General features: G+C 34.7%; 23 protein-coding genes. 9 read left to right on the forward strand and 14 right to left on the reverse strand.

Features of this window, described 5'->3' with window-relative positions; all coding sequences use genetic code 11:
* The first annotated feature begins 38 nt into the window (after window positions 1-38).
* Together AC3Y25_RS12880 and AC3Y25_RS12885 are read left to right on the forward strand one after the other, a co-directional pair.
* The gene (locus AC3Y25_RS12880; RefSeq protein WP_489903025.1) at window positions 39-1031 is read left to right on the forward strand and encodes a bile acid:sodium symporter family protein; all 993 of its coding nucleotides are present in this window, start codon (window positions 39-41) and stop codon (window positions 1029-1031) included.
* Between the two features lie 221 nt (window positions 1032-1252).
* Window positions 1253-1705 (forward strand): Lrp/AsnC family transcriptional regulator, encoded by a 453-nt coding sequence (locus AC3Y25_RS12885; RefSeq protein WP_095929232.1) that lies wholly within the window; start codon window positions 1253-1255, stop codon window positions 1703-1705.
* Window positions 1706-1844: 139 nt separating this feature from the next.
* Here the strand turns inward: AC3Y25_RS12885 and AC3Y25_RS12890 are convergent, their stop codons facing one another.
* Entirely contained in the window at window positions 1845-2393 is a 549-nt protein-coding gene (locus tag AC3Y25_RS12890; protein WP_489903026.1) for a TetR/AcrR family transcriptional regulator, read from the reverse strand.
* Between the two features lie 217 nt (window positions 2394-2610).
* Between AC3Y25_RS12890 and AC3Y25_RS12895 the strand changes: the two genes are divergently transcribed.
* Window positions 2611-3669: an NAD-dependent epimerase/dehydratase family protein gene (locus AC3Y25_RS12895; RefSeq protein ID WP_489903027.1), complete on the forward strand. Its 1059-nt coding sequence runs from the start codon at window positions 2611-2613 to the stop codon at window positions 3667-3669.
* Between the two features lie 17 nt (window positions 3670-3686).
* A complete protein-coding gene (locus AC3Y25_RS12900) occupies window positions 3687-4109 on the forward strand; it encodes a DUF2141 domain-containing protein (protein ID WP_489903028.1) in 423 nt (140 codons plus the stop codon).
* A 520-nt stretch (window positions 4110-4629) separates the two neighbouring features.
* Here the strand turns inward: AC3Y25_RS12900 and AC3Y25_RS12905 are convergent.
* The 11 genes from AC3Y25_RS12905 to AC3Y25_RS12955 all read right to left on the reverse strand — a co-directional run bounded on the left by AC3Y25_RS12905 (window position 4630) and on the right by AC3Y25_RS12955 (window position 14246).
* Window positions 4630-5220: an NAD(P)H-dependent oxidoreductase gene (locus AC3Y25_RS12905; RefSeq protein ID WP_489903029.1), complete on the reverse strand. Its 591-nt coding sequence runs from the start codon at window positions 5218-5220 to the stop codon at window positions 4630-4632.
* A gap of 27 nt (window positions 5221-5247) precedes the next feature.
* On the reverse strand, window positions 5248-6378 hold the full coding sequence (locus tag AC3Y25_RS12910; RefSeq protein ID WP_489903030.1) for an aldo/keto reductase: 1131 nt from the start codon (window positions 6376-6378) through the stop codon (window positions 5248-5250).
* Between the two features lie 103 nt (window positions 6379-6481).
* Complete coding sequence (locus AC3Y25_RS12915) at window positions 6482-7363, reverse strand: helix-turn-helix domain-containing protein (RefSeq protein ID WP_427873700.1); 882 nt, start codon at window positions 7361-7363, stop codon at window positions 6482-6484.
* A 773-nt stretch (window positions 7364-8136) separates the two neighbouring features.
* The gene (locus AC3Y25_RS12920; protein ID WP_066034741.1) at window positions 8137-8589 is read right to left on the reverse strand and encodes a carboxymuconolactone decarboxylase family protein; all 453 of its coding nucleotides are present in this window, start codon (window positions 8587-8589) and stop codon (window positions 8137-8139) included.
* 68 nt (window positions 8590-8657) lie between these two features.
* A complete protein-coding gene (locus tag AC3Y25_RS12925; RefSeq protein WP_026729722.1) occupies window positions 8658-9233 on the reverse strand; it encodes a Crp/Fnr family transcriptional regulator in 576 nt (191 codons plus the stop codon).
* A gap of 741 nt (window positions 9234-9974) precedes the next feature.
* Complete coding sequence (locus AC3Y25_RS12930; RefSeq protein ID WP_289660343.1) at window positions 9975-10529, reverse strand: fasciclin domain-containing protein; 555 nt, start codon at window positions 10527-10529, stop codon at window positions 9975-9977.
* 150 nt (window positions 10530-10679) lie between these two features.
* Complete coding sequence (gene hemH, locus AC3Y25_RS12935) at window positions 10680-11693, reverse strand: ferrochelatase (RefSeq protein WP_289660341.1); 1014 nt, start codon at window positions 11691-11693, stop codon at window positions 10680-10682.
* A gap of 91 nt (window positions 11694-11784) precedes the next feature.
* A complete protein-coding gene (locus AC3Y25_RS12940; protein ID WP_489903031.1) occupies window positions 11785-12675 on the reverse strand; it encodes a helix-turn-helix transcriptional regulator in 891 nt (296 codons plus the stop codon).
* Between the two features lie 48 nt (window positions 12676-12723).
* A complete protein-coding gene (locus tag AC3Y25_RS12945) occupies window positions 12724-13275 on the reverse strand; it encodes a YceI family protein (RefSeq protein WP_278021745.1) in 552 nt (183 codons plus the stop codon).
* A 48-nt stretch (window positions 13276-13323) separates the two neighbouring features.
* Entirely contained in the window at window positions 13324-13863 is a 540-nt protein-coding gene (locus AC3Y25_RS12950) for a YceI family protein (protein WP_489903032.1), read from the reverse strand.
* 14 nt (window positions 13864-13877) lie between these two features.
* Window positions 13878-14246 (reverse strand): hypothetical protein, encoded by a 369-nt coding sequence (locus AC3Y25_RS12955; RefSeq protein WP_202002379.1) that lies wholly within the window; start codon window positions 14244-14246, stop codon window positions 13878-13880.
* A gap of 168 nt (window positions 14247-14414) precedes the next feature.
* On the opposite strand from AC3Y25_RS12955, the gene AC3Y25_RS12960 reads away from it, so the two are divergent.
* From AC3Y25_RS12960 to hemA, 5 genes are all read left to right on the forward strand, one after another.
* A complete protein-coding gene (locus tag AC3Y25_RS12960; protein WP_202002382.1) occupies window positions 14415-14804 on the forward strand; it encodes an OB-fold protein in 390 nt (129 codons plus the stop codon).
* A 27-nt stretch (window positions 14805-14831) separates the two neighbouring features.
* Entirely contained in the window at window positions 14832-15671 is an 840-nt protein-coding gene (locus tag AC3Y25_RS12965; RefSeq protein ID WP_281865496.1) for a DUF5777 family beta-barrel protein, read from the forward strand.
* Window positions 15672-15801: 130 nt separating this feature from the next.
* Window positions 15802-16236 (forward strand): hypothetical protein, encoded by a 435-nt coding sequence (locus tag AC3Y25_RS12970; RefSeq protein WP_109193293.1) that lies wholly within the window; start codon window positions 15802-15804, stop codon window positions 16234-16236.
* A 20-nt stretch (window positions 16237-16256) separates the two neighbouring features.
* The gene (locus tag AC3Y25_RS12975) at window positions 16257-16847 is read left to right on the forward strand and encodes a globin family protein (protein WP_281865497.1); all 591 of its coding nucleotides are present in this window, start codon (window positions 16257-16259) and stop codon (window positions 16845-16847) included.
* 255 nt (window positions 16848-17102) lie between these two features.
* Window positions 17103-18407: a glutamyl-tRNA reductase gene (gene hemA, locus AC3Y25_RS12980; RefSeq protein ID WP_489903033.1), complete on the forward strand. Its 1305-nt coding sequence runs from the start codon at window positions 17103-17105 to the stop codon at window positions 18405-18407.
* Between the two features lie 663 nt (window positions 18408-19070).
* Here the strand turns inward: hemA and AC3Y25_RS12985 are convergent.
* Window positions 19071-19859: an anti-sigma factor gene (locus AC3Y25_RS12985; RefSeq protein WP_489903034.1), complete on the reverse strand. Its 789-nt coding sequence runs from the start codon at window positions 19857-19859 to the stop codon at window positions 19071-19073.
* On the reverse strand, window positions 19859-20389 hold the full coding sequence (locus AC3Y25_RS12990; protein WP_109193296.1) for an RNA polymerase sigma factor: 531 nt from the start codon (window positions 20387-20389) through the stop codon (window positions 19859-19861). The genes AC3Y25_RS12985 and AC3Y25_RS12990 overlap by 1 nt, the downstream gene beginning before the upstream one ends.
* Window positions 20390-20451 lie beyond the last annotated feature (62 nt).

Consider the following 20451-nt stretch of genomic DNA (forward strand, 5'->3'; position numbering starts at 1 on the left):
GTCCGTGTCTCCACGGAAAAATAATATTTAAAAACACATTGAATAAATTATTAGAAGTATTAAAAAAAGCAGGTTTCGATGGTTTCCTGTTAATGATAGCCACCATGATTCTGATGGCTTATTTTTTGCCACAGCCAGGTATGGTCAAAGAACCTGTTTCGCTGGAAGAGATTGCCAATGCTGGCGTTTCCTTAATTTTCTTGTTTTATGGCATGCGACTGAGTGTTGAGAAACTAAAAGCTGGACTTTCCAACTGGAAAATGCACATTGTCGTCCAGTTGACCACCTTTTTATTTTTTCCGCTCCTTGTTTTGGCATTTCGCCCGTTGTTTGTCAATAACGGTTTCGAGCTGCTTTGGCTGGGTGTATTTTTTCTGGCAGCATTGCCATCTACAGTATCCTCTTCCGTGGTCATGGTTTCCATTGCCAAGGGAAACATTCCCGCAGCCATTTTTAATGCAAGCATTTCCAGTTTAATCGGAGTAGTGGTTACGCCGCTCTGGGTTGGGCTATTTATAGCTTCTGCGACAGGCGATTTTGATGTTACTCAAATCGTCATAAAGCTGATTCTTCAGGTCTTGTTGCCTGTCATCATTGGCATAAGCCTCAATTCCCGTTTAGGAGCCATTGCCGAAAAATACAAGAAACAGCTTAAATACTTCGATCAGGCAGTTATTCTAACGATTATTTACACGTCGTTTTGCAAGTCATTTTCTGAACATCTTTTTGAGGGCTTCACCGCTCTTGAACTTGCCGGACTCGCTGTAGGGATGATGGCGTTGTTTTTTGCCGTATTCTTTTGTGTCGGACTACTCAGCCGCTTGCTTGGCTTTTCATATGAAGACCGTATTACTGTCTTATTCTGCGGGTCTAAAAAGTCATTAGTACACGGCACCGTTATGTCAAAAGTACTTTTTCAGCACAGTACCATCACCGGCATCGTATTGCTGCCGCTCATGCTTTATCATGCCTTGCAATTGATTGCTGCCAGCATCATCGCTCAGGGTATGGCCCGACGAAAAGAAGTATAATTTTTTATTTATGGTTTGACCCTTTATCTTTTTTCGATAAAGGGTACCAAAGATAATGCTCCCCGCTATAAAATAATGCCCTTTAGATTTTTCTTACTTTGAACATAAACTTTGCAGTATGTTATGTTTTTAATTTCTGAAAAATAAGATTTTTGTATTGTTTTTGGTTATATTTGAAGAATTTCATTCTGTTTTAGAAATAAATTAAGCCAAAATATTCTATGGAACAAATAGACGATATTGATCTTCAGTTATTAAATATACTACACGATAATTCTAAGTATACAGTAAAAGAGCTTGCTAAGATGGTAAATCTTTCGGCATCACCTGTTTTTGAGCGGATCAAAAGATTAGAGAACAGCGGTTACATTAAGAAATATATAGCACTCCTTGATGCAGAAAAATTAAACAGAGGGTTTATAGTTTTCTGTAATATTAAACTTAAACAGCACGATCGTAATATCGGGAATCAATTTGTTAGTGATATTATGAAAATCGAAGAAGTTGTGGAATGCTATAATATCTCAGGAGATTACGATTTTTTAATGAAAGTTTCTGCCAAAGACATGAAGCATTATCAGGATTTTGTGTTTAATAAATTGGGATCAGTAGAAAGTATAGGAAGTACCCAAAGTACCTTTGTTATGTCGGAGATTAAAAATTTGTACGGATAGTTCTGCGATGGCTTATTATTTGAAATTGGCAAACTTTTTTTATCTGTTGTGTACATTTTTTCCTAAAACAAGAATTTAATTTCGTCAAGGTTCTGCTTTTTCAAATTATGTACAAGCAAAAATTATTTTGGAATTACGACTACAATTTATTGAGTTTATTTACCAGATAACTTATTATTTGTGCAATACTTTCAGCAGGAATGGAGAAATCATTTTCGATCCAATTTTTGATGACAGCAATACTTCCTTTTTCTCCAAATTGGTATGCCATTTCAGCAAAAGGCTTTACTTCGGCAGTAAGTTCTATTTGGTTTTCAACTGGAAAATTATTCCGAACACTTCTCAGGATTCGCGAAAGAATTCCGCTTCCATCCGCTTTGGTAAACACAATTTTACTCATCTGCTTATCGCTTTCCAATAACTGGCAGCTGAGCAGTATCACATCATCCATATTGGTGCTTTTACGCAAAACCGCTGAGAGTTTTTCAAAAACATCATCTTCTATTTCAAGCAGTATATCCAGCGGAATATTATAATGCCGATAAAATGTATTACGGTTTACATCGGCTGCTTTACATAGTTCTGTTATGGTAATTTCGCTCAATTCCTTCTCGTTCAATAAACTAAATAGTGCCTCATGCAATATTTTTTTAGTATACTGAACCCTTCTGTCTTTTCTTAAATCCATCACAAATTATTTTATATACGCTACAAAAGCATTAGTATTTGTTCGCTAATGTACAGTAACATCCTTTTTTGAAACAGTAAATACATTCTTCCTTACTAGTTTTACGTAGTAATCAAAAAGGAACATAACGTTAAATATAGAACATATTGTATAACAAATATAGCTTTTTAATCAAATTGAAGCGGATTGAATAAGGACAAATGATAAATTAAAAAAAATGGAAAATAAGATATCACGAAAAAAAATACTGCTTACTGGGGCATCTGGAACTGTAGGAATTGAAACCTTGCAGCATCTGGTTGAGCATACGGATTATGAAATAACGGTTTTTGATTTAAAAACCCAAAATTCTGTAAAAAAACTGGCTCCTTTTCGATCTCGTGTAGAGATTATGTATGGCGATATCAGCAATCGACAAGAAGTGCTAAAAGTTGCGCAAAATAAGGATGTAGCTATCCATTTGGCAGCGGTCATTCCACCTCTTGCAGATATAGATCCAGAGATGGCTTACAGTGTAAATGTGAGAGGGACCGAAAATCTTATTTATGCTTTAGAGAAGAACTCACCAGATTGTTATTTGATTTTTAGTTCCAGTATTTCAGTTTATGGCGATCGGATGAAGAATCCCCAGATATGTATCACTGATATTTTGCAACCCAGTCCAGGAGATCAGTATGGAGAAACAAAGGTATTGTGTGAGTCCTTGATTAGGAAATCCAAATTATCATGGAGTATTTTTCGTCTGGCCGCCATTATGGGGAATCATAAGATATCCAAATTGATGTTTCACATGCCGCTGGATACGCCAATGGAAATCTGCACGCCAAAAGATACGGGTAGAGCTTTTGCTAAAGCAATTGAAAACCAAAAAAAACTAGAGAAGCAAATATTCAATTTGGGAGGAGGAGAGGATTGTGTTATTACTTATGGATCTTTTCTAGACAAAATGTTTGCTGAATTTGGCTTAGGTGAAGCTAATTTTCCACAAAAGGCGTTTGCAGAGAAAAATTTTCACTGCGGGATTTTAAAAGATGGTGAAGATTTAGATAATATTCTGGGTTTTCGACAGCAAAATTTGAACGATTATTTCGAGATGGTCCGCCAGAAAATTCATCCTCTCCAAAAAAAAATCACCTTCATTTTTAAAAGTATTATAAAAAAATGGCTGCTCTCACAGTCAGAACCCTACCAAGCGTTTAAAAAAGGGAATGTAAAAAAAATGAATCACTTTTTTAACCAATTAGAGAAAGAGAAGCTAGAAAATGTTCTATTTTAAATCCTAAATAATAACTTATGAAAATTAAAATGATAAGCTTGATAGTACTTTTAACAGTTAATTCGGCATTGTTTGCACAACATAATTTCAGCGTTGAAGTATCGGGCGTAGAACCCGGCAAAGGACCTATTTTTTTCGGATTGTACGATAAAGAGAAAGGCTTTCTTGATAATGAGTCACAGATTGCCACCGCAAAAGTAAAAGCTACAGAAAATAAAGTGGTCTACACGTTCAAAAACCTACCAGATGGCGATTATGCCATTGCTGTTTATCAAGACTTGAATAATAACGGAAAATGTGATAAAAATATGATTGGTTACCCGACAGAAGGATTTGGATTTTCTAAAAATTTTAAACCAAAATTCTCAGCACCTAATTTTGATGATGTAAAAATTGCAATTAACCAGTATGCTAAAACCAATATTGTATTGATTAAATAGAAGACCCTTGCTGAGTTATGGGAATTGCATATTTATTATACTCTGCTGATCATGACTACATTAATATCTGTATAGGCGGGGTTTAAATTTTCTGTTAGGAATTGGAAAGGGGAAGCCCCGCCAGATAGCGTAAGTTTTTTAGTTATTAGGTTAGGTAATAAAAAAAGGCGGCAATTGTCTTCAATTGGCGCCTTTTGGCTTTTTTGTGACGGCTAATGAACAATTTGCAAACGGTTTTATGAATGATTTAAAGAAATTGGCTTACTTTCAAGTGAATTGTAAAATAATTATTTTAAATTTTTATTTGTAAACGGTTTGTATGTATTGTAAAGGTTAAATGTTAAGATCTATTATGCACTAATATTTTTCGATCTGAAGGTTGTTTTTTCCAAGTAAAATTTTATTGAGCTACTATTTCTTTTTGGAGTTAATCGAATAATATTTTAAAAATAGAAAAATATTTTTAGAAATTTGACATCAAAAATTGTTGGAATAATTAATGATTTTAATTTGTAATTAATTAAAAAAGTTTTTCTAAATGTTTAGGGTAATTTTCTAAATCTTGAGCAATATCTCCATCTTTAAAAATATCAAAACAGTTATAGCCTTTTAAAATTTCTACGCCACAAAAACGATAATTGCTTGTAATATTTAAAAATAAATCTTCGGTTCCTTTTCCTTGCATTAAAGACTGTAGAGGATTGTCAAAACTTTCTGCGGGTGCATTAAAAGTAGCGCAAATCATGAACTTTTTCCCCTGCATTTTTCCACCTGTTCCGTATTGTTTGGTTAAATCTTCTCTCGTTCTTCCGTCGCCTGAAAGAAATTTTTGGCTGTTAAGTCCACTGTTAAAAACTTCATCTACATATTTTTTATAAATCCATGGCGCACCAAACCAATTGACTGGAGTTTGCAAAATGATAATCTCAGCTTGGAGATGTTTTTCTACTTCATTATCTGCGTCATAGCCATTTTCTATTTGGGTTTCTAATACTTCTAATCCTTTTGCCGTAAAAAAATCTTTAGCTTTTTGAAGAAAAGAATTATTTAATGTTCCCTCTGACCAACCTTGATAAGTTAAATGTGTATTGATTAATAATACTTTTTTCATATTTATTATAATTTCTTGATTTTGTAATTAAATAGTATAGTCAATTGAACTCATATGTGCTTCTCCCATACGGTTACCGTAAACAGGGAATTTTGTAAAACAAGTTTCTATACTTTGAATGTCTTCCTTTGTTAAATGAATTTTTGATGCACCAAGGTTTTCCAATAAATGTTCCTGAGTACGAGTGCCAGGGATTGGAACGATATTCGGGCTTTTAGCCAGTAACCACGCTAGAGCGATTTGAGCTGGTGTTGCATTCTTTGTTACGGCATAATCTTTTAGCCAGTCTATCATTGCCATGTTCAATGGTAAAAATTCTTTTGAAAAACGAGGAAAGCCGGCGCGGAAATCTGATTCTTTATCGAATTTAGTAGTTGTATCGTATTTGCCAGTCAAAAAACCAGCACCTACAGGAGACCATGGCACGAACCCGATGCCTAGCTCTTCACAGGTTTTAAGGACTCCATTTAACTCGACGTTACGTGTCCACAATGAATATTCTGACTGAACAGCGGAGACTTTTTGAACAGCATGTGCGCGCTGAATTGTTTTTGCACTTGCTTCGGAAAGTCCAAAATGCAAAACTTTACCTTGTTGAATAAGTTCTTTAATTGTACCGGCAACTTCTTCTATTGGTACATTAGGATCAACTCGATGCTGATAATATAAATCAATATGATCGGTTCGAAGACGTGTAAGTGATTCTTCAACAACTTTCTTGATTCTTTCTGGTCTGCTGTCTAATCCAACAGTACCATCAATTGCGAATCCGAATTTTGTGGCAATCTTAACTTCTTTACGAAAAGGCTCAAGCGCTTCGCCAACCAGTTTTTCATCTGTATAAGGACCATATACTTCTGCTGTGTCAAAAAATCGTACTCCATTTTCAAATGCGGTGCGTATAGTTTTAATAGATTGTTGATGATTTGCAGGAGGATTGTAATTACCGACCATATTCATGCATCCAAGACCAATTTCTGAAACTTCCAGAGTTCCAAGTTTTCTAGTTTTCATATTGTTTGCCGTATTTTTGTTGATTTGTTTTGAATATGAAGAAGTGTTTGATGCAGACAATAAATTTGGTGCAAATAGTAAACCTGCACTAGCAATTGCTGTTTGTTGAATAAATTTTCTTCTTGAATTTTCTTCGCCTTTCATATCTTAAATTTTAATGATACAAATTTAGATTTCGTATTAAGAATCAAAGGAAACAGATCACTAGTAAAAAGGAAACAAATTACCGATAACAAAAAACGCCATCTTAAGATGGCGTTTTTTTATTGATTTGAACAAGTTGTAAACGGTATTCTTTCGGTGTGAGATTAACCTGCTTTTTGAAGAATTTTGAAAAATAATTGGGATATTCAAAGCCTAATTCATAAGCTACTTCTGCAGTTTTCATTTTAGGATTTTCTTCTAAAAGATCTTTTGCTTTTTTTATAACAAATTCATGAATAGTTTCAAGTGTAGATTTTTGAGTAAAATGTTTTACAATATCGCCCAAATAATTAGCGGTTAGGCCTAATTTATCGGCAAAATATTGAACATTTGGAATTTGAGAAACAGGTTGATTGTAATAATCAATCAAACTTTGCTGAAAATCGGATATGATGTGATTATATTGTTTCGGATCGGTTGAAAACTGTCTTTTGTAAAATTCTTCCACTAATGAAACTAAAACATTCACGTAAGAAAGTAAAATGGCAAAATGCTTTTTATCGCTTTGGTAATATTTTATCATCAATTTGAAAACTGCATTAATTTCTTCTATTTCTTCGTCTGTTAATTGCAAGGCCTCGTGTTGTCCATAATCTAAATAAGTCTTAAATAAAAAGCGGTTTTCTTCAATTATTTTTTTGGAAAGCTGTAAATACATTCCAGTATAAGTTGGTTCAACGTCCCAGCCTGTTGTCAAAACTAACTCGGGACTATTGAAAAAGACAGCATTAATTGGTTTCTCTTCAGGTGTGATTTTACTCTTAAAATTTATTTTGATCGAAATTCTGTAAAAATCAACCATTACAGCTTCTGATTTCAAAAGCATGTTTGGTGGATCATAATAACCAACGTCTATGTCGTTGTCCAATGGCTTATCTAATCCAATGTAATTATTGTAAGATTGAAAATCCTTAAAAAGTTTCATCTGTAGCTTGTTTTTTTGATTCTGAGGGAACTTCATATCAATTGAAAATGTTCGCAAAGATCATCATTTTTTTAATTAAAAATTCTATTCATACTAGTAAAGCATTTTTTGAGCTTTTCAGCTGTATTTTTTCTCTATACCTTTCTTTTTCAATTTTTTATAATCTTAAATTATTGTTAATATAAATTTAGAAACTTTTTTACATCAATGTTTACAGGTCTTTATGGAAGGTTTGTATCCTATAGAGTTAATTTCACAGAATTAACAAATCTCTCTTTTTTTGGATGGAAAAGATTATTAAATAGTGTTGAATAGGCATAAAAAAAACGCTAATACCAAGGTATTAACGTTTTTTTAAGAGTGACGGGGACAGGACAAATTTCAACATCATTTTTGGATGATTTGAAGAGATTGGCTTTCTATATGTAATGTCTGTCTTTCATTGGCGTTAAAAAATTGGTTCGGATGTCCTGAGTAGGATTGATGCAAAAATTGTAAAAACTCAATTGATCCATCGCATTAAACTGATATATAAATTTACAAAATTTATGCAGGATTTTAAAAGATTGTTTAAGTTAAGGCAGGATTGTCTTTCTTTGGCTGTATGAATTATTTGATTGTTGTTCCACTGGAGCATTTCTATCCTAATTGGTGCTTTTAAATGAGTTTTTCGTAAAAGCAATAAGCCCGAAACAAATCGGGCTTATTGTCTTCAAATTTAATTATAATTCTAAACTTTTGGATGCATCGTAATTAAACTAGTTTTTTGCAAGTTATGCAAGACTTTCTCCTATTCGGAGATGGGTACTGAGAACAACCCTGTTCCAAAGATTGATTGTTATGACGGCCGTTATTATATCTGCTATCTGGCTTTCACTGAAATACTGTAAGGCCTTTGTATAGGTTTCATCCGTTAATCCGTTCTCATGAATTAATGTTATCTCTTCAGTTACCGCGAGCACCACTTTTTCCTCTTCTGTAAAAATGTCCCCAGCTTCTCTCCAAGCACTCAAGAGAAAAATGCGCTGGTTTGACTCGCCGTTTTTAACGGCGTCCTGAGTGTGGATGTTGATGCAGTAGGCACAGCCGTTGATCTGCGAGGCACGTATCTTTATGAGTTCTTTGGCTGTCTTGGATATGGAAATTTTTGAAAGGTAGCTTTCAAGTCCTATCATCGCTTTTAGTGCATCCGGAGCGGCCTGCTTAATGTTAAGTCGTTTTTGCATTGTATTATTCTTTTAAAATTGTTCAATGCAAAATTCAATAATAGGGAAAGGAAAAAACTTAAACTGGTTTAAGAAAGAAGCCTTTTGCGTATTTCGCTCAAGTATTCGGGCGTGAATCCTAGATAGGAAGCGATGAGGTATTGGGGAACACGCTGGATGAATTCGGGGTGGTTTCTGACTGCCTGGAAATAAAACTCTTCCTTAGAGAACGAGAAAAGAAATTTGATGCGTTTCTGTGCGGCTGCATAAGCCCTCTGGTAGACAAAACGGAAATAGCGCTCCATTACCGGAAACTCTTCCAGTAGCTTCTGCTGCTTCTCCAAAGTGATGTAAAGCAATGTTGATTTCTCTACTGCCTGAATATAAAATTCTGTCGCGAGCTGGTTCTCGTAGGCAAAGTTATCGGTAAGCCACCATGTTTCTATGGCAAATTCCGTGGTTTGTTCGGTACCTTTCTCGTTAATATAAAACTTTCTAAGCAGGCCGTCCAAAACAAAATAATGATGACGGCAGATCTGTCCCTCCTTTAGCAGGTTCTCTTTTTTACACGTTTGTTTTATGTCGAAGAATTTTTTGATTTGCTCAAAGTCATTGTCTGATACCTGTGCAAATTTGGCTATATGGTTTTTGAGTATATTGGACATCTGGAGTAAATGACATATTGGTTTTGACTGTTCGGCCAGCTTTTTTAATCGGAATGGCATCGCTGGCAGGCTCTTAAGCAAATATAGCAATAATATACTTAAATACGTTTTGAAATCAGATTTCATTATTTGTCATTAAATAGTAATTGAAAGCAATTTGGAGATTATATAGAGTCAATTTCTATAATATTCTGGGGGTTCGAATCCTGTTAAGTTATCGAATGATAAATTAACTATTTGTATTATTTTTCATCTAAATATACACGCTGAAGCAATTTTTCTATTATTTTAGAGAAAGAAAATAAAAGCAAAAATGACTCAAAGCCACCGTATTTATTAGTGTAAATGAAAAAATGGCGCCAATTGTCTTCAATTGGCGCCATCTGGCTGAGTGACCTCGATGGGACAAATTACAACATCATTTTTAGATGATTTGAAGAAATTGGCTTACTACATGTAATGTTTGTCTTTCATTGGCTTTATAGTTTTGGTTTAGATGTCCTGTTGGGGATTGAAGCAAAAATATATTTAGTTTTATGTATTATTTTACCAAAAATAAAAAGAGACAGCCTTAATCTTTTGTAAAAAAAAGATATCAATTCCTTATATTTAAAGTTTTGAGCTGGCAATAAAATGGTAATCAAAATCTCTAATACAATTGACTATTACTATTTTGTCGCATAGTAATTATATAAAAAGCCCTGAAATTTCAGGGCTTAATTGTAATTTATTCTCAGCAAACTACATTTTTGGAAGCAGTACTGCGTCCACTACATGTATGACACCATTAGATTGATTTACATCTGAAATTGTAACTTTAGCTTTATTGCCACTTTCGTCACTAATGTACAAATCTTTTCCATCCATCCAGGTAGTTAGAGTTCCGCCGCTAACTGTTTTTAAAGAAGCTTTTCCTTTACCAGCTTTTATTGCTTTTGCAATATCAGAACTATTCATTCTACCGGCCACTACATGATATGTCAATATAGTTTGTAATGATTTAATATTCTCAGGTTTCAATAATGTTTCAACAGTTCCAGCGGGCAATTTACTAAATGCTTCATTTGTTGGTGCAAAAACAGTAAATGGCCCTTTACCTTGTAAAGTTTCAACTAATCCTGCTGCTTTTACTGCTGCTACCAAGGTGGTATGATCCTTTGAGTTTACCGCATTTTCTATAATATTTTTATTAGGATACATAGCTGCTCCACCAACCATTACTGTTTTTTGTGCAAATGATGTCAATCCAAATCCTAATGCCAGGATTGCGGCTGCTAAAAATTTTCTAGTTTTCATAATTACTTTTTTTAAGTTATAAAGTCATTTACGCTTTAATATTCTTTTTGGTTTTAAAAGAGGTAAAAAAATAAATTAAAATGAAATATAAATGGGCGAATTGATATATTAATAATGAAAGCTCCAATATTCCCAATTGCTATTGTAGCATTATTCAGCCCACTCATTAATCCAGCTGCTAACAGTCTGGCACCACTTCTGGTCGTCATTCAAACAGGGAATAGCCAGGAAATTTTCCCCTCCATTTTTCTCAAAATCTTCTTTGGCGCGCATGGCGATTTCTTCGAGCGTTTCTAAACAATCCGAAACGAAAGCAGGTGTTACAACAGCCAGATTTTTAATTCCTTTTGCCGGCATTTTGTCAATTTCAATATCAGTATAAGGCTCTAACCATTTATCTCCCGCCAAACGCGATTGAAATGTCAGACTGTATTTATCTTCGGGAAGCCCTAATAATTTTACAACTTGCCTTGTTGTTTCGTAACATTGGTGACGATAACAGAAATCGTGTGCCGGAGATGGCGTGCTGCAGCAAGAACCGTCAATTTTACAATGTGATTTTGTAACGTCGGTTTTGCGAATGTGACGCTCTGGAATTCCGTGATAAGAAAACAACAAATGATCATATTCAAAACCAACTAAATGTTTTTGAATCGAATCTGCCAAATTCTTGATGTAATCCGGTTTATTGTAAAATGCCGGAACATCTGTAAAAGTCATGTGTGGAAACTTCTTCTTGCGAATTTCTTCTGCTTTTACTAAAATAGTCAAAGTTGAAGCCATTGCATATTGCGGATACAGCGGAAAAAGCAGTACTTCAGTAACGCCTTTATCATGCAATTGCTGGAGTCCTTTCTCGATTGTCATGCTTCCGTAACGCATTGCAAGTTCAACCGGTACATTTACTAAAGTCTGTACTTTTTTCTGCATTCTTTCTGAAAGAACAACTAATGGAGAACCTTCTTCCCACCAGATTTTCGCATAAGCGTGCGCTGATTCTTCTGGTCTTTTTCTTAAAATAATACCGCGAACTAATAATGCTCTCAATAAATACGGAACGTCGATCACGTATTTATCCATTAGAAATTCATCTAAATACGGTTTTACATCTTTTGGTGCGGGACTTTCGGGAGATCCCAAATTTACTAATAATACGCCTTTCATTATCGTTTTTGTTTTAAGCTTTGTTTTAATTTTCCTCAAACTCATTACTTGTTGCTTCTTAAAATTAATCAAATATATTTTTATTTATGCCTTAATCTATAAAAGCGAAACTGTTTTTATGATTGGTATTAATGGACATTAGATATCTTTTTGGGGTTGTGGAAAATTTTTTCTTGAATCCCGCAATAAAGTGGCTTCCGGTGCTGTATCCTATTTTCAGGCCGACTTCATTTACATTGTAAGAACCGCTGTCCAATAGTTTTAAGGCGAAATCCATTTTGTAGTCAAACAGAAAACCGTATACCGTATCACCATAAATTTGTTTGAAGCCTGTTTTTAATTTTTTCATATTCAGCCCAATTTCATCTGCCAGCTGCTGCAGTCCTGGCGGTTCGGCCATATTGGCGATAAGTATTTCTCTGGCTTTTTTGATTTTCAGCACGTTATCTTCATCAGTCAAAAATGGACATTGCACTGCGTTTGGATCTTCCATTTTATTGAAATACAGACTCAATAATTCATATGCTTTTCCTTTATAATAAAGGTTCTTTAGGGTAGGATGAAGGCTGTAATGAAACAGCTGGCTCAAAACAACAGCCATAGCAGGACTGATGTACGCTTCGGCATAATACTTTTTTTTCTTCTTATCGGGGCTTAAAATAGAAATATAATCTGCTTGAACGGAAAATAACGAGTGAAATTTATTAATCGAAACAATAACAGAAATCATCCATGAATTTGGAGAAAGTTCTAACTTAAGCAATGACTGATGTTGCAGATTGCACAAAATCAGTGATTTTTCCTCTTTCAATTCTAATGTGCAATGATCCTGACTGGACAAAAAAAATGCATTACCTTTTAGTGCGAAATGAAACTGTATCAGGCCGGCACCTATTTCGTGCTGTGCAGAAAAAGATTCTGAGCTGTCGTTCTGGAAACGGATAAGGGTAAGGCCGTCCTCAATTTGTATTTCTTCCTCCATTTTTTTGATATAAAAAATTATTGACTTTTCGAGATAGTTTCCAGCTGGTTATTGTCTATTGGCTTCTAAAACTGCGGCAAACTGGATATTTATTTTATTGGAAAGCTTGCTTTTAACCAAATTTGGGATTTCAATATTAAAATCACTGGCATTTACGCTGAAATTACATGAAATGCTGACCCCTGATGGTGATCTGCTTATCTTTGCAGCAGTATTTATATCCCTGGATTTACCGTGGAGTTGTAATTTGCCTTTAATGATAAAATCCTTAGCATCTGCGCTTAGGCTTTGAAGATCAAATCCTTCTATCTTTCCTTTAAATACGGCTTTTGGATATTGGTCACTTTCAATATAATTTTCATTGAAGTGTTCTTCCATTAAGGCAACCTTAAACTGGAAACCTTTCATCAGGGCTAAACTTGCAATCTCTCCTGTTGCTGGATTCAAAACAAAAGTAACATTCCGATTTACTGCCTTAACTTCTTCAAAAGAAGGAACGGAAGCTTCAAAAATGACTTTTGCCGATTTACTGACCATTTTTTCTTGTGATACGCCAATAGCGTAAACACTCAGCATTGCAATAAGTATTGTTTTTTTCATTTATTTCGCCTTTATTTTTTTTAGATCATTATCTATTTTGTGCAGCTCTTATTTTAAAACTGCAATAATTTGAATTTTGACTTTATTATCCAGTTTATATTTAATAAGCGCTGGAATCGGAATGTTAAAATCACTTGCATTTACTTCAAAATCAGATATAAAGGTGACGCTGGAACCCGATCTTGTAATTTTTGCATCGGCACTTATATCCTTGGATTTTCCATGCATTTCTAATTTTCCTTTTATCGTGTAATCTTTATAATCTTCAGTTAGATTTTTAATGTCGAATCCTTCTATTTGCCCTCTAAAAATAGCTTTTGGATATTTATCGGTTTCCATGTAATTTTCATTAAAATGTTCTTCCATTAATGCCATTTCAAACTGGAATCCTTTCATTAAAGCCAGACTTGCCACTTCTCCAGTTGCGGGATTCAAAACAAAAGTTACATTGCTGTTAGTTCCTGCAACCGGCTGAAAAGAAGGTACTGAAGCTTCCAGAGTTATTGTTGCAGATTTAGTTACTATTTTTTCCTGTGAAAAAACAATAAAAGAAGCCAATAGCATTGGCATTATTATGATTTTCTTCATGTTGCTGTTATAGATTATTTTTCTAATAATCCATCCTGATTCCATTTTTTTATAATGTCGATAGTAGCTTGAGGCAATCTTGGTCCACCTTGCGGCATTAAGGAACTATCTCCATTTTCTAAAGAAATTCGTGTAAGGAGTCCTCGGTTTAAAACTGCATTTTTCACCTGTTCATAAGTAACTAAAGACATTGGCGCGCCATTTTTAGGAACTGCTGCATGGCATACAACACAGTTATTATCAATAATAGATTTTACATTTTGGTTGTATGTTGCCAAACCATTAATTGGTGCAGTGTCGCTTAGGGTGCTTGGGTCGTCATTGGCACAGCTTACAAAAATTGAAGCTAATGATGAGATGGCCAGTAGGGTTTTTAGATTCATAAGATTGGTTTTTAGTTATAAATAAATGCATGACTTTAAGAATTACCAGGCATTTCAAAATCATATACGATGAAATGAATAATCCAGATTTCGAAGGAGGCATATTTAATGATTTAAATCCAATAGGTATTTTTTAACGTAGATAATTTGAAATACTAAAAACCAGTTATGAGAAAAAAAATACTAATTACAATTTTCCTTTTTATAATAATCGGAATTTCAGCGTACCTCTACATCTACAAAGGGCATAGAAATATAGAATCAGAAACTGCCGATTATGTTGTAACCGTTAATGAACTAGAAAGAGAGTTTACTTCAAACGACAGTCTGGCTTACATCAAATATCAGGACAAAACAATTGAACTATCTGCACGGGTAACAAGTATTGATAAAGCCGGCAATGGAATTGTTATGAGCGAAAAAGTATTTGTGACATTCAAAAACCGTTTGCCGCAAAATATTATATCCGGGAAAACCCTAAAAATTAAAGGGCGTTTTTTAGGATATGACGAACTGCTCCAGGAATTTAAAATAGACCAATCTTCAGTTGTACACTAATACAAATAACAATTTAAAACTAACCTCATGAAAAACTTTATCCTATTATTTTTTTTATTTCCGCTGTTAACCTTCTCCCAAACCGATTTATTGTCCGGGGTAGAAACTCCTTCTGCAAAAGAAAAAGTGACATCTGCATTCAAAGCCTTAAAAATCGTTAATCTCGAATCTACAAAATTGGCAGCAAAAGGCGATTTGTATTTTGTTGTTGCACACCGATTCGGCTCTATTAAAGATGGCTTTGAAGGTTTCTATGGACTGGATAATGCCAATACGCAGATTAAATTTATTTACGGTCTAACAAATGGACTCAACGTAAGTGCCGCCAGAAGTGAATTTGCTTATGACTTTGCAACAAAATATATGCTGTTTCCTCAAATAAAAGACGGCTTTCCTGTTACTATTGCTGGTTTTAATAGTTTATCTATTAATAACACATTAAAAGAAAGTCTGTATCCGAAACTTCAATTTAAAGACAGGCTGACTTATGTTGCGCAGCTGCTGATTTCCAGAAAATTTTCTGAAAAGCTGTCTTTAGAAATTGTGCCGTCATTCTTTCATCAAAACTTTGTTGATGATGTAGACCAAAGCAATTCCCAATATGCCATAGGATTTGGAGGAAGATATAAATTCGCTAAGCGCTGGTCCTTAAATATGGATTATGCGGCGCATTTAAACAGAGCGCCAAATTCACTTTATAAAAATCCGCTGTCTATTGGTTTTGATCTGGAAACCGGCGGACATGTTTTCCAGATGCATTTTACCAGTTCACAGGCAATTGATGAGGCTGGATATCTAGGAAGAACCACTGGCGACTGGACAAAAGGAGATATATTTTTTGGATTTAATCTTGCCAGGGTTTTTTAGTATCTACTTTATAATTAAATTATTAGGTAATTTCTGTATTTAAAATGATTCTAAATTAATCGATTTTCTATTATTTCTAAAACCGCAGCTCTAAAGTACACGTAGATAATTTTAAAACCATAAAAAAATTATGAAGACTAATAAAATAATCAAAAAAGGACTTTTAATTCTGAGCGGCATATTTGTACTGTTTGCCGCGATTTTGCTTTTTCACATTATAACGGCCAAACCGCCCGTTTATGACACCCCAAATCTCCAAGTAAGCAGAATCGATTTTAAATCAGATATTGATTCTCTGCAGGCCAGAAAAATTTGTGCCGACCTTAGAAGCATAAAAGGCCTGACATCAGACTCTATCATCGTTAAAAGAAATGTTGTGGTGTATTTCCACAATAATAAAATTACAAACTCGGAGAAAGTTTTCAACGAGTTGATGGCTAAAGGACGTTACGATGCGCAGCGCTATATTTTACCGGCAAATTTAGCAGACAAAGAAGTCTGCCCAATGAATCAAAATAGTTTGAGCTATAAACTGTCTCAAAAGATAAATCGTTTTTTTAATTAACCCTTTAATACTTTAAATTTATGAAAGTTTATTCAAAACTTACACTTAGTGTACTAATTGCTGCATCGGCAGCTATGATTTCCTGCAGCAGTAATGACGACGAAACCCCAGCACCGGTTAAGGCTTCTATCTACGAACGATTAGGCGGAACTAAAATGGTTTCCGATCCGGATAATTCAGGGCAGATGATTGAACAGGGTCGTTTGAGTTTCCGTAAAGTCGTAAATTCAACTATTGGATTAATTGTTGCTGATATTCAATCCAATGCGGCAGGTAATTTGCAGGCACATTTTGCACCTTTATTGGCAGAAACCGGAACTACCCAGTCTACTAATATTGCTAAATTATCAGATAATCTGACTGATTTCTTTTCATTTAATACCGGAGGTACCAATGCTGTAAATACATATTCTGGTTTGAATATGGTTGCAGCGCATGATCCTGCGAAAAATCCTCGTATGGGAACAAAATCAAGCAGTGCAGATTATACAAAATTCGAAGGTTATGTAGGGGCAGCCGCTAATGCAAATGGAGTTGCTTCAAATACAGAGCTTTATACGGATATTGTTGCTGTTTTGGAATCATTGAGAACTCCTATAGTTCAAAAATAATTTTCTTCTCAAAACGCTGCCTGAAAAAGGCAGCGTTTTATATTTCAATACTATTTGAAGTGCTGGACTCTTAGCAATATTTTAGAATCAGTATATAAATATTTTGAAAGTCTAATATCATGTATAATGGCAGGAAATTATATAAAATCGCCAATTTGAATCGATGTATTGTAAAGCGATATAGTAAGTTCTTATAGCCTTGTTATATAAATTACTTAGTAATAATTTTTTGAACTTTTTAAGGAAAGCATAAATATGGAAAATTTTAATATGTCCAGATCTACCACTTTTTACGCATTAGGGTTAAGCTATAAGAAAGCAGATGCAGTTATAAGAGGAAAATTTAGTTTAGATACTAAAGCACAATCTGATTTATTGATGCAAGCCAAAGCAGAAGGTATAGAATCATTGATTGTTACTTCTACTTGTAACAGAACTGAAATTTATGGATTTGCCCATCATCCTTATGAACTCATCAAGTTGCTTTGCGAAAACAGCAATGGTTCTGTAGAAGAATTTCAGCAGGCTGCTTATATATATAAGAATGAAGAAGCTGTCAGCCATATATTCCGGGTAGGAACAGGTTTAGACAGTCAGATTCTGGGCGATTTTGAAATCATCAGCCAAATTAAAATCGCTTTTAATCATAGTAAACGGGAAGGTTTGGTAAATACTTTTCTGGACCGTTTAGTAAATATGGTTATTCAAGCGAGCAAAAAAGTTAAAACAGAGACTAAAATTTCTTCTGGTGCAACATCCGTTTCTTTTGCATCAGTGCAGTATATTATCCGAAATGTGGCGGATATTGGGAATAAAAATATTTTGTTATTCGGAACGGGGAAAATAGGAAGAAATACGTGCGAAAACTTAGTAAAACATACTAAAAACAGCCATATTGCCCTTATAAACAGAACAAAAAACAAAGCCGAATTACTGGCTGGCAAGCTGAATGTTATTGTAAAAGATTATGCTGATTTAAAACAGGAACTGCAGCAGGCCGATGTGCTGGTTGTAGCTACAGGAGCACAAAATCCCACTATTGACAAAACATCGCTTGCTTTACAGAAACCCTTATTGATTCTGGATTTATCCATCCCGCGCAATGTAGATGCCAATGTAGAAGAAATCCCCGGTGTAACTTTAATACATCTGGATGATCTGTCTCAAATTACGGATGACACGCTGGAAAAAAGAAAACAGCATATTCCTGCGGCGGAAGCCATTATTGATGATCTGAAATTAGAACTGAATACCTGGGTGAACGGCCGAAAATGTGCTCCGACTATCCATGCCTTAAAATCCAAGCTAAATGATATTGTATCAGCAGAATTTGCTTTTCAAAAAAAGAAAACAACCCATTTTGATGATGCACAGATGGATTTAATCAGTTCAAGAATTATTCAAAAATTAACAAACCATTTTGCCAGCCATTTAAAAAATGAAAACACTTCAGTGGATCAAAGCATTGAATTTATTGAAAAAGTATTCCAGATAGGACAGCTTGCACCGAATAAGGCTTCTTCGCCAATAGAAGAAAAATACAAAATCAATCTGTCATAAATGCTTAATCAGCTTCAGTTTCAAACTTACAGCAAAGTTCTGAAGCAAGTGATACAAAAATAGAACCCGTCAGCTGCGGTGCACGCTGCGACGGGCTTGTCCATAAACATAATCTTCCAAAAAATGTTTACTTAATTCTGCATGGGAGTAATCAATTCCTCATTTTGTAAAGTTAGACTAATTGATTTGGTGATAATTACATAATTATTAATTAATTTTATAATTAGCTTTTCTACTATAAATTACTACACATCATTGATTCATGTTATAAAAGAGGCGGGCCGTCGCACCAAACGCTTGAGGAGAAAACTAATTTTTTGTCTCAGCTGAGCAATAATTGATAATCGGAGAGTGAGAGCGGAAAATTCAATAAATTATAAATAGTTAACCATTTATAATGGATTTTCATTATTTCAATTAAATAGAAATCTAAATAAAAGGAGTATGGGGCTATTCCATTTTTGGTGTCGATTCCTGTTGGCTTTTAACTTGGGCTGCGCTTCAGTTTATCTTATTTTTAAAGTGAATGTGGAAGATGATTTTAGCTTTTTTACTATGGCTAAGGGGTTTGGGTAAAGTTCCGCCAGAGTGCAGTATTGAATCCCAAAAAGCGCATATTGAACAGGATCAATATGCGCTTTTTATTTAGGTCTTTTTATGGAATTAGACTTTTCCTAAAGTATAAAGCTGTTCCATTGTAGGTGTGAGGCTTCCCCCTGCAGGTTCCAGCGTGATGCCAAAAGCTTCAGCTGAATCGGTTTGGCTTACAGCGAAGATTTTTTGAGAGTTTTCTTCAAAATTATCCAGCAGACCAATACTTGTCGGTGTAAGCACCGGACTTAGTTTTAAAGACCAAACCTGGTAAACCATTCCTTTTGGAGGGTTTGGCAGACCTGCCGCGTCGATATAAGTCGTTTTTGTTTCTGTGTTCCAGTACACTTTTGCAAATGATGCCGGAGATACTGATTGTCCGCCCAGAGTAACGCTTGTATTTTTAATGTCTCTCACAATGCTCAGATTTTTCTCAGTCTGTTTATTCTGCTGGTCTAAAATAGCATATTCTCTTTCAATTTTATTTTTTTTGCCTCCAGCCTCAGAGACTGCCTGTTTGGATTTTGCCAGTTCTAAAGTCTGATATCCAAAACCTAGCAATAATAATACTGCAGCCGCCCAGCCGAAGTATTGCGGCAGGTTTGATGCTGGTTTTATATCGACAACTTTAGTATGTTTAAGCTCTAAACGCGCTTTTATTTTCTCGAAATTGGCAGCCGAATGGAAAGGTGAGAAGCTTGATGATAAGGCTGAAACAGCTTTTTCTATAGAAATGATTTCACTTTCAATCTCAGGGTTTTTTCTGGCCAGTTCGGCAATTTCCAGGTTCTCTTTTTCTGTCAGCAGGCCGTAAACGTAAAGTTCTAAAATGCCTGATTCAATATATTGCTTATCTTCCATTATATCTTTAAATAATTTCTTAAATCGTTGATACAGTTTCTGTTTTGTGTCTTTACAGTTCCCAAAGGTATAGCTAATTCTTCTGAAGCTTCCTGCTGGGTATATCCCTTAAAGAATAGCAGATCAATAATCTCGATACATTTTGGTTTCAGTTTTTTAACGAACTCCTGAATGCCAATTGCATCTAGTTTATTAGCTAATTTATTACTGTCATCTAACAGATTTACGAAATTATCCGAAGAAAGGTTTTTTTGGGTGTTGTTGAAATTTTTGGATCGCAGCTTGTCAATAGATGTATTCCTTGCAATATTAAGGATCCAAGTGTAGAACCGGCCCTTGCTTTCGCTGTAGCTATCGATGTTTTTCCAGATTTTTACAAAGACTTCCTGCAGGACATCTTCGGCTTCTTCGCGGTTTTTTACCAGAACATTTATGACCGAAAACAAGCTTTTTGAATACATATCATAGAGATGGGTGAAAGCCCTTTCATCTTTTTTGCGGATTAATACCAATAATTCTTCTTGGCTCATAGGATTGGATTTAAAGCTTAAATAAATTTTGATTTCTTAGAAAGTGGTAATGCCGGATAAAG

This window comes from Flavobacterium sp. LK-23, assembly GCF_058135255.1.

Bases quoted from the DNA above. Each gene is read 5' to 3' on its own strand.
- AC3Y25_RS12885 (WP_095929232.1), top strand. From the start codon at position 1,253: ATGGAACAAATAGACGATATTGATCTTCAGTTATTAAATATACTACAC.
- AC3Y25_RS12890 (WP_489903026.1), bottom strand. From the start codon at position 2,393: ATGGATTTAAGAAAAGACAGAAGGGTTCAGTATACTAAAAAAATATTG.
- AC3Y25_RS12895 (WP_489903027.1), top strand. From the start codon at position 2,611: ATGGAAAATAAGATATCACGAAAAAAAATACTGCTTACTGGGGCATCT.
- AC3Y25_RS12900 (WP_489903028.1), top strand. From the start codon at position 3,687: ATGAAAATTAAAATGATAAGCTTGATAGTACTTTTAACAGTTAATTCG.
- AC3Y25_RS12905 (WP_489903029.1), bottom strand. From the start codon at position 5,220: ATGAAAAAAGTATTATTAATCAATACACATTTAACTTATCAAGGTTGG.
- AC3Y25_RS12910 (WP_489903030.1), bottom strand. From the start codon at position 6,378: ATGAAAGGCGAAGAAAATTCAAGAAGAAAATTTATTCAACAAACAGCA.
- AC3Y25_RS12915 (WP_427873700.1), bottom strand. From the start codon at position 7,363: ATGAAACTTTTTAAGGATTTTCAATCTTACAATAATTACATTGGATTA.
- AC3Y25_RS12920 (WP_066034741.1), bottom strand. From the start codon at position 8,589: ATGCAAAAACGACTTAACATTAAGCAGGCCGCTCCGGATGCACTAAAA.
- AC3Y25_RS12925 (WP_026729722.1), bottom strand. From the start codon at position 9,233: ATGTCCAATATACTCAAAAACCATATAGCCAAATTTGCACAGGTATCA.
- AC3Y25_RS12930 (WP_289660343.1), bottom strand. From the start codon at position 10,529: ATGAAAACTAGAAAATTTTTAGCAGCCGCAATCCTGGCATTAGGATTT.
- hemH (WP_289660341.1), bottom strand. From the start codon at position 11,693: ATGAAAGGCGTATTATTAGTAAATTTGGGATCTCCCGAAAGTCCCGCA.
- AC3Y25_RS12940 (WP_489903031.1), bottom strand. From the start codon at position 12,675: ATGGAGGAAGAAATACAAATTGAGGACGGCCTTACCCTTATCCGTTTC.
- AC3Y25_RS12945 (WP_278021745.1), bottom strand. From the start codon at position 13,275: ATGAAAAAAACAATACTTATTGCAATGCTGAGTGTTTACGCTATTGGC.
- AC3Y25_RS12950 (WP_489903032.1), bottom strand. From the start codon at position 13,863: ATGAAGAAAATCATAATAATGCCAATGCTATTGGCTTCTTTTATTGTT.
- AC3Y25_RS12955 (WP_202002379.1), bottom strand. From the start codon at position 14,246: ATGAATCTAAAAACCCTACTGGCCATCTCATCATTAGCTTCAATTTTT.
- AC3Y25_RS12960 (WP_202002382.1), top strand. From the start codon at position 14,415: ATGAGAAAAAAAATACTAATTACAATTTTCCTTTTTATAATAATCGGA.
- AC3Y25_RS12965 (WP_281865496.1), top strand. From the start codon at position 14,832: ATGAAAAACTTTATCCTATTATTTTTTTTATTTCCGCTGTTAACCTTC.
- AC3Y25_RS12970 (WP_109193293.1), top strand. From the start codon at position 15,802: ATGAAGACTAATAAAATAATCAAAAAAGGACTTTTAATTCTGAGCGGC.
- AC3Y25_RS12975 (WP_281865497.1), top strand. From the start codon at position 16,257: ATGAAAGTTTATTCAAAACTTACACTTAGTGTACTAATTGCTGCATCG.
- hemA (WP_489903033.1), top strand. From the start codon at position 17,103: ATGGAAAATTTTAATATGTCCAGATCTACCACTTTTTACGCATTAGGG.
- AC3Y25_RS12985 (WP_489903034.1), bottom strand. From the start codon at position 19,859: ATGGAAGATAAGCAATATATTGAATCAGGCATTTTAGAACTTTACGTT.
- AC3Y25_RS12990 (WP_109193296.1), bottom strand. From the start codon at position 20,389: ATGAGCCAAGAAGAATTATTGGTATTAATCCGCAAAAAAGATGAAAGG.